Source organism: Streptomyces sp. NPDC023527, from assembly GCF_055560115.1.
Genome location: NZ_JBVHJJ010000016.1, coordinates 63,622 through 76,574, shown reverse-complemented (window position 1 = coordinate 76,574; position 12,953 = coordinate 63,622). Strand labels below are relative to the sequence as shown.

Annotated in this window: 12 protein-coding genes; 3 read left to right on the top strand and 9 right to left on the bottom strand. The window is 74.0% G+C overall.

From position 1 onward, the window contains the following. The first annotated feature begins 100 nt into the window (after positions 1-100). Entirely contained in the window at positions 101-1,267 is a 1,167-nt protein-coding gene (locus ACZ303_RS28025; protein ID WP_467343248.1) for an ROK family protein, read from the top strand. 18 nt (positions 1,268-1,285) lie between these two features. On the opposite strand, the gene ACZ303_RS28020 is transcribed toward ACZ303_RS28025, so the two are convergent. Further along, the gene (locus tag ACZ303_RS28020; RefSeq protein WP_467343247.1) at positions 1,286-2,026 is read right to left on the bottom strand and encodes a GntR family transcriptional regulator; all 741 of its coding nucleotides are present in this window, start codon (positions 2,024-2,026) and stop codon (positions 1,286-1,288) included. A 165-nt stretch (positions 2,027-2,191) separates the two neighbouring features. Here ACZ303_RS28020 and ACZ303_RS28015 point away from each other — a divergent pair, with 165 nt between their 5' ends. Beyond that, positions 2,192-2,938, top strand: a complete 747-nt coding sequence (locus tag ACZ303_RS28015) for an SDR family oxidoreductase (RefSeq protein ID WP_467343246.1) — start codon at positions 2,192-2,194, stop codon at positions 2,936-2,938. A 65-nt stretch (positions 2,939-3,003) separates the two neighbouring features. Here ACZ303_RS28015 and ACZ303_RS28010 read toward each other — a convergent pair whose 3' ends face one another. From ACZ303_RS28010 to bioB, 8 genes are all read right to left on the bottom strand, one after another. Then, positions 3,004-3,894, bottom strand: coding sequence for an SGNH/GDSL hydrolase family protein (locus ACZ303_RS28010; RefSeq protein WP_467343245.1), 891 nt, complete (start codon positions 3,892-3,894; stop codon positions 3,004-3,006). 60 nt (positions 3,895-3,954) lie between these two features. After that, complete coding sequence (locus ACZ303_RS28005; protein ID WP_467343244.1) at positions 3,955-4,968, bottom strand: hemolysin family protein; 1,014 nt, start codon at positions 4,966-4,968, stop codon at positions 3,955-3,957. Further along, complete coding sequence (locus tag ACZ303_RS28000; protein WP_467343243.1) at positions 4,965-6,308, bottom strand: hemolysin family protein; 1,344 nt, start codon at positions 6,306-6,308, stop codon at positions 4,965-4,967. Before ACZ303_RS28000 ends, ACZ303_RS28005 begins: the two co-directional genes overlap by 4 nt. Before the next feature lie 212 nt (positions 6,309-6,520). Next, entirely contained in the window at positions 6,521-7,402 is an 882-nt protein-coding gene (locus ACZ303_RS27995) for a TIGR03621 family F420-dependent LLM class oxidoreductase (protein ID WP_467343242.1), read from the bottom strand. Positions 7,403-7,496: 94 nt separating this feature from the next. Continuing rightward, positions 7,497-8,180: a class I SAM-dependent methyltransferase gene (locus ACZ303_RS27990; RefSeq protein ID WP_467343241.1), complete on the bottom strand. Its 684-nt coding sequence runs from the start codon at positions 8,178-8,180 to the stop codon at positions 7,497-7,499. A gap of 112 nt (positions 8,181-8,292) precedes the next feature. Beyond that, complete coding sequence (gene bioD, locus ACZ303_RS27985) at positions 8,293-9,009, bottom strand: dethiobiotin synthase (protein ID WP_467343240.1); 717 nt, start codon at positions 9,007-9,009, stop codon at positions 8,293-8,295. A gap of 97 nt (positions 9,010-9,106) precedes the next feature. Next, entirely contained in the window at positions 9,107-10,423 is a 1,317-nt protein-coding gene (locus tag ACZ303_RS27980) for an adenosylmethionine--8-amino-7-oxononanoate transaminase (protein ID WP_467343239.1), read from the bottom strand. After that, positions 10,416-11,603 carry a biotin synthase BioB gene (gene bioB / locus ACZ303_RS27975; RefSeq protein ID WP_467343238.1) on the bottom strand — a complete coding sequence of 396 codons (1,188 nt, stop codon included), beginning with the start codon at positions 11,601-11,603 and terminating at the stop codon, positions 10,416-10,418. Before bioB ends, ACZ303_RS27980 begins: the two co-directional genes overlap by 8 nt. A 194-nt stretch (positions 11,604-11,797) precedes the next feature. On the opposite strand from bioB, the gene ACZ303_RS27970 reads away from it, so the two are divergent. Then, on the top strand, positions 11,798-12,949 hold the full coding sequence (locus ACZ303_RS27970; protein ID WP_467343237.1) for an 8-amino-7-oxononanoate synthase: 1,152 nt from the start codon (positions 11,798-11,800) through the stop codon (positions 12,947-12,949). Positions 12,950-12,953: the final 4 nt, after the last annotated feature.

Genomic DNA, 12,953 nt, shown 5'->3' with positions numbered 1-12,953 from the left:
CGGCGTGACCCGCCCGAGGTTCCGAGGCTCGCCGCTCCGGCCGGCACCCGATACGATCCGGCCAGACAGCAAAGAGCGCGCAAAGCGAGGAGGCGGCACGTTGGGGCGGCTCACCGGTGGGGACCCGTCTCTGTTGCGGCGGATCAATTCGGCCGTCGTGCTGCACGCGCTCCGCGCGGCGGCCACCCCCGCCTCGCCCACCCTCACCGATCTGGTCAAGGTGACCGGGCTGTCCCGGCCGACCGTGGAGGGCGTGGTCGAGGGGCTGATCGACTCCGGTCTGGTGGTGGAGGTGCCCGCCGAGGAGGGCGAGGCCCGCCGCCAGGGGCGTCCGGCGCGGCGCTTCCGCTTCCGCGTGGAGGCCGGCCATCTGCTGGGCGTCGAGATCGGGCCGCACCGGATCGCCGTGCTGATGGCGGATCTGGGCGGGCGGGTCATGGGCTCGGCGTCCCTGGAGGTCTCGGCGACGGCGTCGGCGGACGAGCGGCTGGAGGGCGTCCGGGACGCGGTCACCGACCTGTTGCAGCGCTCGGGGGTGCCGCGCGCCCAACTGCGCGCCGTGGGCGTGGCCACGCCCGGCATCGTGGAGGCGGACGGGACCGTACGCCTGGGCACTGCGCTGCCGGGGTGGACCGGACTGCCGCTGGGCGAACGGCTGCGGCGGTCCTTCCGATGTCCGGTCCTCGTGGAGAACGACGCGAACGCGGCCGCGGTGGCCGAGCACTGGAAGGGCGCGGCCACGGCCTCGGACGATGTCGTGTTCGTCCTCGCCGGCCTGAGCCCGGGTGCCGGATCGCTGATCGGCGGGCGGCTGCACCGGGGTTATGGAGGCGCGGCCGGGGAGATCGGCGCGCTGCACCTGCTGGGCCGCGAGGCCACCCCGGAAGAGGTGCTGTCCACCACCGGCGAGCCCCTGCACCCGCTGGACGAGGCCCAGGTGGCACGGGTGTTCGCGCTGGCCCGCGCGGGCGACGAGCGGGCCGCGGCGGCCGTGGAGCGGTTCATGCGGCGGCTGGTGCACGACGTGGCGGCGCTGGTGCTCGCGCTCGACCCGGAGCTGGTCGTGGTGGGCGGCTGGGCGGCCGGCCTGAACGGGGTCCTGGAACCCCTGCGCGAGGAGCTGGCCCGCTACTGCCTGCGGCCGCCGCGCGTGGTGCAGTCCCTGCTGGGCGAGGCGGCCGTGGCGACGGGCGCGCTGCGCCTGGCTCTCGACCACGTGGAGGAGCAGTTGTTCGCGGTCGAGAGCACGGTGACGGCGCGGCGCTGAAGGGAGTGCCGGCCCGGGTCAGCCGGCCACCAGCTGCATCCCGGCGTCGCCGAAGGTGAGCCGGCAGGTGTCGGCGCGGTAGGTGGCCACGGCGACGGCGGCGGTGCGGCCGGCCGCGAAATAGCGCGTGGTGACCAGCAGTACGGGCGCGCCGGGGAGCCGGTCGAGCTGCTTGGCGTCGTCGGCGCGGGCGGAACCCAGCTCCACGGCCTGGTCCTGGCCGTCCAGTTCGAGGCGCCGCAGTTCGTGCAGGACCAGCCGGGCGCGGGCGGGACCGGAGAGCGCGTCGACGCCCGCGAGACCGGGGACGGTGCTCGTCGGTACGTACAACAGCTCGGCGGCGACGGGCTGGCCGTGGGTCCGGCGGCTGCGGCGCACGGTGTGCACGGCCTCGCCGGCGACGGTGTCCAGCAGCCGGGCGACGGCCGCGGGCGGTGCCTCCTCCACGCTGCCGACGGGCTCCCAGGTGTCGGTGACGCCCCCCGGCCAGGAGTGCTCGGCATCGCCGACGGCCACACCCACGCGGGGCGGGGCGACGGTGGTGCCGACGCCGCGGCGGCGCTGGAGCCGCCCTTCCAGTTCGAGCTGTTCGAGCGCCTGGCGGAGCGTGGCCCGGGCGACGCCGAAGCGGGCCGCCAGTTCACGTTCGTTCGGCAGGATCTCGCCCACCGCGAACTCGGAGTCGAGTGCGTCGGTGAGCACGGTCTTCAGGTGCCAGTACTTCGGCTCCGGCACCGTTTCCAGCTGCGTGGTCCCCACCCTGATCCTCCGCGACGGCTTTTTGCGCGCTTCTTTATTAAAGGTTGTTGCAGTATGCCTGCGACCATAGGACGGCGCACAGACTTGGTCAAGACCAATGCCATCTTTGTCAGAGGCGTCGGATACGGTCGTCGTTCATCGGATCGTGCGACTTGGGGTAGGGCGATGGGGCAGGTCACCGTGGTCACGGGTGGCGGCAGGGGGATCGGGGCGGCGGTCGCGCTGCGCCTGGCCCGCGCCGGCCACAGCGTCGGCATCGGCTACGAACAGGCGCGCGACGCCGCTGAGGAGACGGCGGAAACCGTGCGCGCCGAGGGCGTGGGGTGCGTGGCCGTCCGGGCCGACACCAGCGTCGAGAGCGAGGTCGACGCCCTCTTCGACGCGGTCAAGGAGCGGCTGGGGCCGATCACCGGCCTGGTCAACAACGCCGGGATCACCGGCCTGCTGGGCCGCTTCACCGAGACGCCGGTCGAGGCGATGCGCCGGGTCGTGGACGTCAATGTGACGGGGGCGCTGATCTGCGCCCGCCGGGCGGCCCTGGAGCTGTCGACCCGTCACGGCGGGCCGGGGGGTGCGATGGTGAACATCTCCTCGGGCGCCGCCACCCTGGGCAGCCCCGGCGAGTACGTGCACTACGCGGCGAGCAAGGCCGCCGTGGACGCCATGACCATGGGCCTGTCCAAGGAGCTCGCCGCGGAGGGCATCCGCGTCAACTCCGTACAGCCCGGCATGATCGTCACCGACATCCACGCCGCGATGGGCGACCCCGACCGGCCGTGGCGCGACACCGGCCGGGTGCCGATGGGCCGGCCCGGCGAGCCGGACGAGGTCGCGGCCGCGGTCGCCTGGCTGCTGTCGCCGGAGGCGTCGTACACCACGGGCGCGGTGCTGCGGGTGGCCGGAGGGCTCTGACCGACCGCACGGGCCGGGTCGCAAGGGCCCCGAGGGGAGGGGGAGTTGTCCTTACGGAGCGGCTCTCAGCCGCACCCCGCTGCCTCCCGGCCCTTCGCGCACACCGGCCCCGTGCCCGGCAGGCCGGCGTCCGTCCACGGGCGTTCGGCCTCCGTCGGCATGCCCAGCCAGGAGATGTGGGTGGGCACCGCCCTGCCCAGGCCGGCGTCGAAGTGCGCGCCCGTCCGGCCGTCGCCGGAGGAGCGGCCCGTCAGGCGCCTGCCGATCCAGGGGCCGAGGTGCTCGCGGGCGAAGCGGACATCGGAGGTGCGGCGGGCCCGCCAGCCGGGTCGCACGAACGGGGGGAGCGGCGCCCGCCAGTCCTCCCGCGGCTCATGCCCCAGCGCCTGCCAGACGGCCTCGGCCACCCGGCGGTGGCCCTCGGTGTTCAGGTGCAGCCGGTCCTCGGCCCACATCCGGGGGTCGCCCAGCACCTCGGCGCCGAAGAGGTCCACGACCAGCGCGCCGTGCCGCTCGGCCAGCTCGTCGATGAAGCCGAACAGCTGCTCCATGCGCGGCCGGAACCGCTCCAGGACCGGGCCCTGCCGGCCGGGGCTGCGCATCAGCACCAGCTGCCGGCAGCTCGGCGCGAGCCGCTCCACGGCCTCCGCCAGCCGCGCGCACACCAGGTCCACGTCGCACTTCGGCCGCAGGACGTCGTTGAGCCCGCCGACCAGCGTGACCAGGTCGGCGCCCAGCGCGGCGGCGGGCGCCGCCTGCTCGTCCGCGATCTGGCCGATCAGCTTGCCGCGCACGGCGAGGTTCGCGTAACGGAAGCCGTCGGCGCGCGTCGCCAGCCGCGCCGCGAGCAGATCGGCCCAGCCGCGGTAGGAGCCGTCGGGCAGCTCGTCCGACATGCCCTCGGTGAAGGAGTCGCCCACCGCGACGTAACTGGTGTACGTAGCATTCATTTCCATGAGGGCCCGATCCTACCGAAACCGGCCACCGCGGAGCCGCCGCTTTTCTCCGCCGGTCCTCTACGCCGGCCGGCCCACCAGCTCCCGCAGCACGTCCTCCAGCGTGACCAGCCCGGCGAGCTTGCCGTCCTCGCCGATGACCGCCGCGAGGTGGGTGCCGGTGCCGCTCATCGCCGTGATCACGTCGTCCAGCGGGGTCGCCGCCCGGACGGTCGCGATGCGCCGCATCCGCTGCAGCGGGAAGGGCAGGTCCCGCGGCTCGGCGTCCAGGGCGTCCTTCACATGCAGGTAGCCGAGGATCCGGCCCGCGTCGTCGATGACCGGGAAGCGGGAGAAGCCGGATGCCGCGGAGAGCCGCTCCAGGCCCTCGGGGGTGATCCCGAGCGGCGCGGAGACCACCCGCTCCACGGGCGTCACCACGTCCCGGACGGGACGGGTGCCCAGCTCCAGGGCGTCCCGCAGCCGCTCGGTGGACCGCTCGTCGAGCAGGCCCGCCGCGCTGGAGTCGGCGACGATCCGGGCGAGCTGGTCGTCGGAGTAGGTCGAGGCGACCTCGTCCTTCGGCTCGACCCGCAACAGCTTCAGCAACCCGTTCGCCAGCGCGTTGATGGCGAAGACGAACGGGCGCAGGGCCCGCGCCAGGGCCGCCAGCGGCGGGCCGAGCAGCAGGGCGGTGCGCACCGGCTCGGCCAGCGCGATGTTCTTCGGCACCATCTCGCCGAAGAGCATGTGCAGATACGTCGCCACGGCCAGCGCGATCACGAACGACACCGGGTGGATCAGCCCGTCCGGGATCCCGACCGTGTCGAAGACGGGCTCCAGCAGATGGGCGATGGCCGGCTCGGCGACCGCGCCGAGCACCAGCGTGCACAGCGTGATGCCGAGCTGCGCGGCGGCCATCAGCGCCGAGACGTGCCGCAGACCCCACAGCACGCTGCGGGCCCGCCGGTCGCCCTGGTCGGCGTACGGCTCGATCTGGCCCCGGCGCACCGAGATCATGGCGAATTCGGCGCCCACGAAGAAGGCGTTGACGACCAGCGTCGCCAGGCCGATGAGGATCTGGAGGGCGGTCATCGGCCGGCCTCCCCGTCCGTGCTCGCCGTGCGGTCCGGCGGCGGCGCCGTGAGCCGCACCCGTGCCGCGCGGCGGCCGGACGCGTCGGTGACGTCGACGCGCCAGCCCGCCACCTCGACGGTGTCGCCCTCGGCCGGGATCCGGCCGAGCTCGGTGGCGACCAGGCCGGCCAGCGTCTCGTACGGGCCGTCCGGCGCCCACAGGCCGATGATCTCCAGCTGGTCGGTGCGGACCGCGCCGTCCGCGTCGTACAGCGGGCGGCCCTCCGGGCCGGTGCCGGCCGGGGCCAGGTCCGGCAGCTCGTGCGGGTCGTGCTCGTCGCGGACCTCGCCGACGACCTCCTCGACGATGTCCTCCAGGGTGACGACGCCGGCCGTGCCGCCGTACTCGTCGATGACGACGGCCATCGTGCGCTTGCCCGACAGCCGGTCCAGCAGCCGGTCCACGGTCAGCGACTCGGGTACGAGCAGCGGCTCGCGCAGCAGCGCGGTGACCGGGTGGTGGCGGCGCTCCTCGGCGGGTATGGCCACGACGTCCTTGATGTGGGCGATGCCGATGACGGTGTCGAGATTGCCCCGGTAGACGGGGAAGCGGGACAGTCCGGTGGCCCGGGTGGCGTTGGCGACGTCCTCGGCCGTGGTCTGCGCGTCGAGCGCGGTGACCTGGACGCGGGGCGTCATCACGTTCTCCGCCGTCAGCTCGGAGAGGTTCAGCGTCCGTACGAACAGCTCGGCGGTGTCCGCCTCCAGCGCGCCCTCCTTGGCGGAGTGCCGGGCGAGCGCGGCGAGCTCCTGCGGCCCGCGCGCGGAGGCCAGCTCCTCGGCGGGCTCCAGGCCCATGCGGTGCAGGGTGCGGTTCGCGGTGTTGTTGAGGTGCCGGATCAGCGGCCGGAACGCGGCGCTGAACGTGCGCTGCGCCCCGGCGACCCGCTTGGCCACCGGTAGCGGGCGCGAGATCGCCCAGTTCTTGGGCACCAGCTCGCCCACCACCATGAGCACGACCGTGGACAGGACGGTGCCCAGCACCAGCGCGGTCGAGGAGGCCACCGAGGGGGAGAGGCCGAGCGCCTCCGCCGGGCCGGTCAGCAGCGCCGCGATGGACGGCTTGGAGATCATGCCGATGATCAGGCCGGTCACGGTGATGCCGAGCTGGGCGCCGGAGAGCTGGAAGGTGAGGCTGCGGACGGCCTTGAGCGCGCTCTCCGCGCCGAGGTCGCCGTACTCGGCGGCCCGCTCCAGCTCCGCGCGCTCGACGGTGGTGAGCGAGAACTCCGCCGCGACGAACACGGCGCAGGCCAGCGTCAGCAGCAGGGCCACCACCAGAAGCAGCACTTCGGTCATCGGTTCACCTCCGTCCCATGGTCGGGCAGAGGAGGAAGGATCGCGCGATGTCGGCTACTGGGAGGCTCGCCCATGGGCGGACGCTCACACCTTTCAACTGGAGGTTCGGGAAGAACGGGAAAGAACAAGGTAAGAGAACTACTGTCCACCCATGGTAAAGGATAGGCAAAGCGACGGGTGGGTCACCGGCCCGCCGCCGCCGGGCCGGCCGGTCAGGAGCCGCGCAGCTCCTCCATGACCGGGGCGAACGCCTCCAGACTCGGCTCCAGGACGGTGAAATAGGTGAAGCCGAACCGCTCCCGGTGGCCGCGCACCTGCTCCGCCATGTCCTTGACCGAGCCGGCCAGCAGCGCCGGGTGGTCCAGCAGCTCGTCCTCGGAGAGGTCCGGCGCGTGCCGGCCGAGCTCGCGGGCCGTGGCCCGGCGGTCGGCGCCGGCGGCCACGACCTGGACGAGGTAGTTCAGCTCGGCGGCGCTCTCGCGCTCCGCGGCGAAGCCCTGGTACATCGCCATCCGCTCCTCGATGACGCCGGGGCTCAGTAGCCGCAGCTCGCCGGTCGCGGTCGTGGCCGCGCCCGTGAACGCCGCGACGTCGGCGTGGCGCGCGGCCAGCCGCAGCATGCGCGGGCCGTTGCCGCCGAGGAGCAGCGGCGGGCGGGGGGCCTGCGCCGGCCGCGGCGCGTGCTCCGGGTCGCCCAGCAGCCGGTCCAGCTCGGCGACCGTGCGTTCCAGGTGGTCCACGCGCTCGCGCGGCGAGCCGAAGGGGAGGCCGGCCCTGTCGTGCTCCTCCTTCACATAGCCGGTGCCCAGGCCCAGCTCCAGGCGGCCGCCGGTGAGCTGGTCCGTGGTGGCCACCTCGCGCGCGAGCAGCGCGGGGTTCCACAGCCCGGCGTTGAGGACGAAGGTGCCCAGGCGCGGCCGCTCGGTGGCCTCCGCGGCGGCGACCAGCGAGGGGAAGGGCGCCGGCATGCCGAGGTGGTCGGCCACGAGGATGACGTCATAGCCCAGGGCCTCGGCCTTGCGGCACTTCTCGCGCCACTCGGCGGCGGAGCCGGGGGTGAGCATGTTGACGGCGAAACGGAACGGACGTGCCACGGGATCTCCCTCGTAAGTGGTGATCCAGAACTTACCGGAGGGAGTCTCCGCTTTGGTGTTCGTTCCTTTCCGGCACCGCCCTTCGTGACCGACCTCACGGCGTCCCCGGCTCGCCCGGACGCCGGGCCACTCCGAGCACGACCTGGGACGCGGGCGTCGCCACCCGGCTCTCCGGGATCCGCAGCCTGCGGTAGTCGCCCAGCTCGAACCCCGCCGCCTCGATCGAGGCCAAGGGGTCGCGCGCCGTGTGGCAGCCGCCGAACAGCAGCGGCCACACCGTCGCGTCCAGGGCCCGCTGGGTGGCCGCCAGCACCCGTCCGTCCGCGCGGCCGTGCTCGAAGAACCGCAGCTCACCGCCCGGCCTGAGGACCCGCCGCAACTCCGCCAGGGCCCGCCGCACATCCCGCACGGAACACAGCACCAGCGACACCACCGCCGCGTCGAACGCCTCGCTCTTGACGGGCAGCGCCTCCGCCGCGCCGGGCACGACGTCCACCGGCACCCCGGCCCGTACCGCGGCCTCCACCGCCAGTGCGCGCAACCGCCGTTCGGGCTCGATCGCCACCACCTCGGAGACGGTGCCCGGATAGTGCGCGAAGTTCAGGCCGTTGCCCGCGCCGATCTCGATCACCCGGCCCGACAGCCCGGTCAGCAACTGCCGCCGGTGCTCGGCCACTCCGCCCCGCTCGTCGATGATCGGGCTCAGGCGGGCGTAGACGCGGGAGAAGACCGGATGGTGGACGGCGTCGTGCGGTTTTCTGATGCTCCGGAGCGACATGGCGGACCCCTTCCCGGGGATGCGACGGCTACGGAGATGCTTCCCCCGGCCGGACCCCGTCGCACCCGTCGGCGCGGGTGGTCCTTTCGGCCCGTCCTTTCCGCCCCGCCTTTCAGCCCCGTCGGCCGGCCGTGAACGCGGCCGCGTCCCAGGTGCCCCCCAGCTCCGGCGCCAGCCAGCCCGGCGCCGCCGTACGGAATCCGGCCGGCGGGAGGGAACCGGCGCCCTCGGGCACCGCGCCCAGCAGCGGGGCGCCCGCCATCTCGGGCAGCTCGGCGAGGTTGCACAGGGCCGCCAGATCCGGGTCCGCGGGCCAACTGCCGATCACGACCCCCCGGCAGCGCAGACCGCGCGAGCGCAGCGCCTCCGCCGTGAGCGCCGTCATATTGAGGGTGCCCAGCCCCGCCTGGGCGACGATCAGGACGGGCGCGTCCAGCAGCCCCGCCACGTCCGCGAGCGTGGAGCCCGTCTCGTCCATCCGTACGAGCAGCCCGCCGGCGCCCTCCACGAGCACCAGGTCGTGGGTGCCGGCCAGCGCCGTCGCCGCCCGCTCGACCTCGCCCGGCCGCACGGGCGCCAGGCCCGCCCGGAGCGCGGCCGTCGCTGGCGCCAACGGCTCGGGGTAGCGCGCGAGTTCGACGTCCGTCACCGCGCCGGCCAGCCGCAGCACCTCGGCGACGTCCCCCGGCTCGTCCGGTGCGACCCCGGTCTGCGCGGGCTTGAGCACGGCGACCGAGCGCCCCGCGGCGACCGCGGCCGCCGCGACCGCCGCGGTCACGACGGTCTTGCCGACCTCGGTGCCGGTGCCGCTGACGACGAGTACGGACATGCTTCTGCCTCCTCACCGCGCCTCGCGGCGCGGTTCGTACGTTGTGGTGGCCGGGGCCCTCCCGGCCGTTTCGTGGGCGGGCGCCCGGCCGGGCCGCTCAGCCCTCCCGCGCCGCCGCGCACACCGCCGCGCAGATCCGTGCCACGTCCTCGTCGCCCGTCACATAGGGCGGCATCACATAGACGAGGTCGCGGAACGGCCGCACCCATACGCCCTCGCGGACCGCGGCGCGGGTCGCGGCCGCGACGTCCACCTCGTGGTCGAGCTGGACGACACCGATGGCGCCGAGCACCCGTACGTCCCGTACGCCCGGCAGTGCGGCCGCGGCGGCCAGGCCGTCGCGCAGCCCGGCCTCGATGCGCTTGACCTCCGTCCGCCAGTCCTGCGACAGCAGCAGGTCGATGGACGCGCAGGCGACGGCGGCCGCCAGCGGGTTGGCCATGAACGTCGGGCCGTGCGCCAGCACCGGCACCTCGCCGCGCGAGATGCCGTCGGCCACCCGCGGCGTGCACAGCGTCGCCGCCATCGTCAGGTAGCCGCCGGTCAGCGCCTTGCCGAGGCACATCACATCGGGGGTGATCCCCGCGTGGTCCGCGGCGAACAGCGCCCCCGTGCGGCCGAACCCGGTCGCGATCTCGTCGAGGATCAGCAGGACGTCGTGCTCGTCGCACGCCTCCCGCAGCACCCGCAGATAGCCCGGGTCGTGGAAGCGCATCCCGCCCGCGCCCTGCACCACCGGCTCGACGATCACCGCCGCCAGCTCATGGGCGTGGCGGGCGATCAACTCCCGCAGGTGCGTCGCGTACGCGGGGTCCGTACCGGCGTCGAAGCCGTCCGGCGGCGCGTCCGCGAACAGCTGCCGCGGCAGCGCGCCCGACCACAGCTCGTGCATGCCGCCGTCCGGGTCGCAGACCGCCATCGGCTGCCAGGTGTCACCGTGATAGCCGCCCCGCCAGGTCATCAGCCGGCGCTTCTCCGGCCGGCCGAGCGAGCGCCAGTACTGCAGGCACATCTTCACGGCGACCTCGACCGACACCGAACCGGAGTCGCAGAGGAAGACGTGTTCGAGCCCCTCGGGGGTGATCTCCACCAGCCGGGCGGCCAGCCGCACGGCGGGCTCGTGCGTGAGCCCGCCGAACATCACATGGCTCATCCGCCCCAGCTGCGCTTGCGCGGCCTCGTTGAGCACCGGGTGGTTGTAGCCGTGGACGGCGGACCACCACGACGACATGCCGTCGATCAATTCGTGCGAGCCGTGCGCCGGTTCGGCGAGCCGCAGCCGTACCCCCGACGCGGACTCCACGACCAGTGGCTCCTGGCGGCCCGGCATCGGGCCGTAGGGGTGCCAGACGTGCTGCCGGTCGAGGGCCAGCAGGTCCGCGACGGGCAGGGCGGGGGAGAGCGGCTCAGGCATTGGGCGGCAGGTCCGTACCCGCTCCGCGGCGCCGGACGGCGACCAGGTCCGTGCGGACCTCACCGGCCGGGACCGGGATCTCGTCCGCCGGCGCGCTCTCCTCGACGGCGTCACCGTCACCGCAGGGGCCGCAGCCGCCTCCGCCGTGCCCGCCGCAGCCGCCGGCCAGGGCGTCGGCCCGGTGCTCGGGCAGCGTCGTGGTGCCGGCGCCCTCGACCTCGAAGCCCGCGTCCTCGATCATCGCCAGGTCGGCCTTGCCCTCCTGGCCCTCACTGGTCAGGTAGTCGCCCAGGAAGATCGAGTTCGCCAGGTGCAGGGCGAGCGGCTGCATCGACCGCAGGTGCACCTCGCGCCCGCCCGCCAGCCGTACCTCCACGTCCGGGCAGACGAAGCGGACCATCGCCAGGATCCGCAGGGCGCGCTGCGGGGTGAGGTTCCACTCCTTGGCCAGCGGCGTGCCCTCGAAGGGGATGAGGAAGTTGACCGGCACCGAGTCCGGGTCCAGCTCGCGCAGCGAGAAGACCACGTCCACCAGGTCCTCGTCGCTCTCGCCCATGCCCGCGATCAGACCGGAGCAGGCGGACATGCCCGCCGCCTGCGCCTGCTGCACGGTCTGGACGCGATCGGCGTAGGTGTGCGTGGTGGTGATGTCGCCGTACGTGGCCTCGGAGGTGTTGAGGTTGTGGTTGTAGGCGTCGGCACCGGCCGCGCGCAGCCGCTCGGCCTGCCCGTCGGAGAGCAGTCCGAGGCAGGCGCAGACCTCGATCTCCTCGTTCTGCTCCTTGATCGCCTCGATGGTCTTCGAGACCCGGTCGACGTCCCGGTCCGTCGGCCCGCGACCGCTGGCCACCAGACAGATGCGCTTGGCGCCACCGGCGACGCCGGCGGCCGCGGCCGTCGAGGCGTCCTCCGGCTTGAGCCAGGTGTACTTCAGGATCCCGGCCGTGGAGCCGAGCCGCTGCGAGCAGTACGAGCAGTCCTCGGGGCAGAGTCCCGACTTGAGGTTGACCAGGTAATTGAGCTTCACTCGGCGCCCGAACCACTTGCGGCGCACCTTGCCCGCCGCGGCCACCACGTCGAGCAGCTCGTCGTCGGAGGTCGCCAGCACGGCGAGCGCCTCTTCACGGGTCGGCAGCTCCCGCCGCAGCCCCTTGTCCACCAGCGTGTTCAGCAGGTCCATGACCGAGATCCTTACCCACGCGACCACTCCGGGCCAATGGAGGGAGTGGACAACAGGGGTGGTTTGAGGTGTGTGTATTGCCACACGCTGCCCGGGCCGGAGGGCGACTACGTTCTATGCAGTGCATACAAAGGCGCTCCGGCTCCGATCTGTGCGCAGTGGACCCACGACGCCATGGAACGCGAGGAGGGCCGATGCCCCAGGACCCGTTCGACTGGATCGACCGGCACCATGAACGGCGCCTCGCGGCAGGGCTCGTACGGACCCTCCGGCCCCGCCCCGCAGACTCGCCGCTCATCGATCTGGCCGGAAACGACTATCTGGGGCTCACCCGGCACCCCGAGGTCACCGGAGCCGCCGCCGAGGCCGCCCACCGGTGGGGCGCGGGCGCGACCGGCTCCCGGCTGGTGACCGGCAGCACCGAGCTGCACGCCCGGCTGGAGGCGGAGCTCGCGGAGTTCTGCGGCTTCGAGGCTGCGCTCGTCTTCTCCTCCGGCTACGCCGCGAACCTCGCCGCCGTCACCGCGCTGTCGGGACCGGACGAAAGCGACACGCTGCTGGTCTCCGACGCGGGCAACCACGCCTCGCTCATCGACGGCTGCCGGCTCGCCCGCGCCGGGACGGCCGTCGTCCCGCACGCCGACCCCGAACTGCTCGGCAAGACGCTGGAGGCCCACGGCGGCCGGGCGCTCGCCGTCACCGACTCCGTCTTCTCCGTCGACGGCGACGCCGCCCCGCTGGCCGCGCTCGCCGCCGTGTGCCGGGAACACGGCGCGGGGCTGCTCGTCGACGACGCGCACGGCCTGGGCGTCCTCGGCGACGGCGGCCGCGGCGCCGTGCACGCGGCGGGGCTCGCGGGCTCCCCGGACGTGGTCGCCACCGTCACGCTGTCGAAGTCGCTGGGCAGCCAGGGCGGCGCGGTGCTCGGCCCGGCCCGGGTGATCCGGCACCTCGTCAGCAATGCCCGCACCTTCATCTTCGACACCGGCCTCGCCCCGGCGGCCGTCGGCGCGGCCCTCGCGAGCCTTGAGGTGCTGCGCCGCGAGCCCGAACGCGCGGCCCGGGCCCGGCGGGTGGCCACCGAACTGCACCGGAGGGTGACGGACGCGGGGCTGACGGCGGCCCGGCCCGATGCGGCGGTGGTGTCCGTACAGGCCCCTTCGCCGGAGGCGGCGGTCCAGTGGGCGGCCGACTGCCGGACCGCGGGGATCGCGGTCGGTTGCTTCCGGCCGCCGTCCGTGCCCGACGGCATCTCGCGGCTGCGGCTGACCGCCCGCGCGGACTTGTCGGACCGGCAGATCGAGGAGGCGGCCGCCACGGTCGTACGGACCGCGCCGGCCGCCTGACGCG

What these genes read in the sequence shown, in the direction of transcription:
- ACZ303_RS28010 (WP_467343245.1), bottom strand. Translation starts at nt 3,894, where the DNA reads ATGGAAATGAATGCTACGTACACCAGTTACGTCGCGGTGGGCGACTCC.
- ACZ303_RS28005 (WP_467343244.1), bottom strand. Translation starts at nt 4,968, where the DNA reads ATGACCGCCCTCCAGATCCTCATCGGCCTGGCGACGCTGGTCGTCAAC.
- ACZ303_RS27990 (WP_467343241.1), bottom strand. Translation starts at nt 8,180, where the DNA reads ATGTCGCTCCGGAGCATCAGAAAACCGCACGACGCCGTCCACCATCCG.
- ACZ303_RS28015 (WP_467343246.1), top strand. Translation starts at nt 2,192, where the DNA reads ATGGGGCAGGTCACCGTGGTCACGGGTGGCGGCAGGGGGATCGGGGCG.
- ACZ303_RS28000 (WP_467343243.1), bottom strand. Translation starts at nt 6,308, where the DNA reads ATGACCGAAGTGCTGCTTCTGGTGGTGGCCCTGCTGCTGACGCTGGCC.
- bioD (WP_467343240.1), bottom strand. Translation starts at nt 9,009, where the DNA reads ATGTCCGTACTCGTCGTCAGCGGCACCGGCACCGAGGTCGGCAAGACC.
- ACZ303_RS27970 (WP_467343237.1), top strand. Translation starts at nt 11,798, where the DNA reads ATGCCCCAGGACCCGTTCGACTGGATCGACCGGCACCATGAACGGCGC.
- bioB (WP_467343238.1), bottom strand. Translation starts at nt 11,603, where the DNA reads ATGGACCTGCTGAACACGCTGGTGGACAAGGGGCTGCGGCGGGAGCTG.
- ACZ303_RS27980 (WP_467343239.1), bottom strand. Translation starts at nt 10,423, where the DNA reads ATGCCTGAGCCGCTCTCCCCCGCCCTGCCCGTCGCGGACCTGCTGGCC.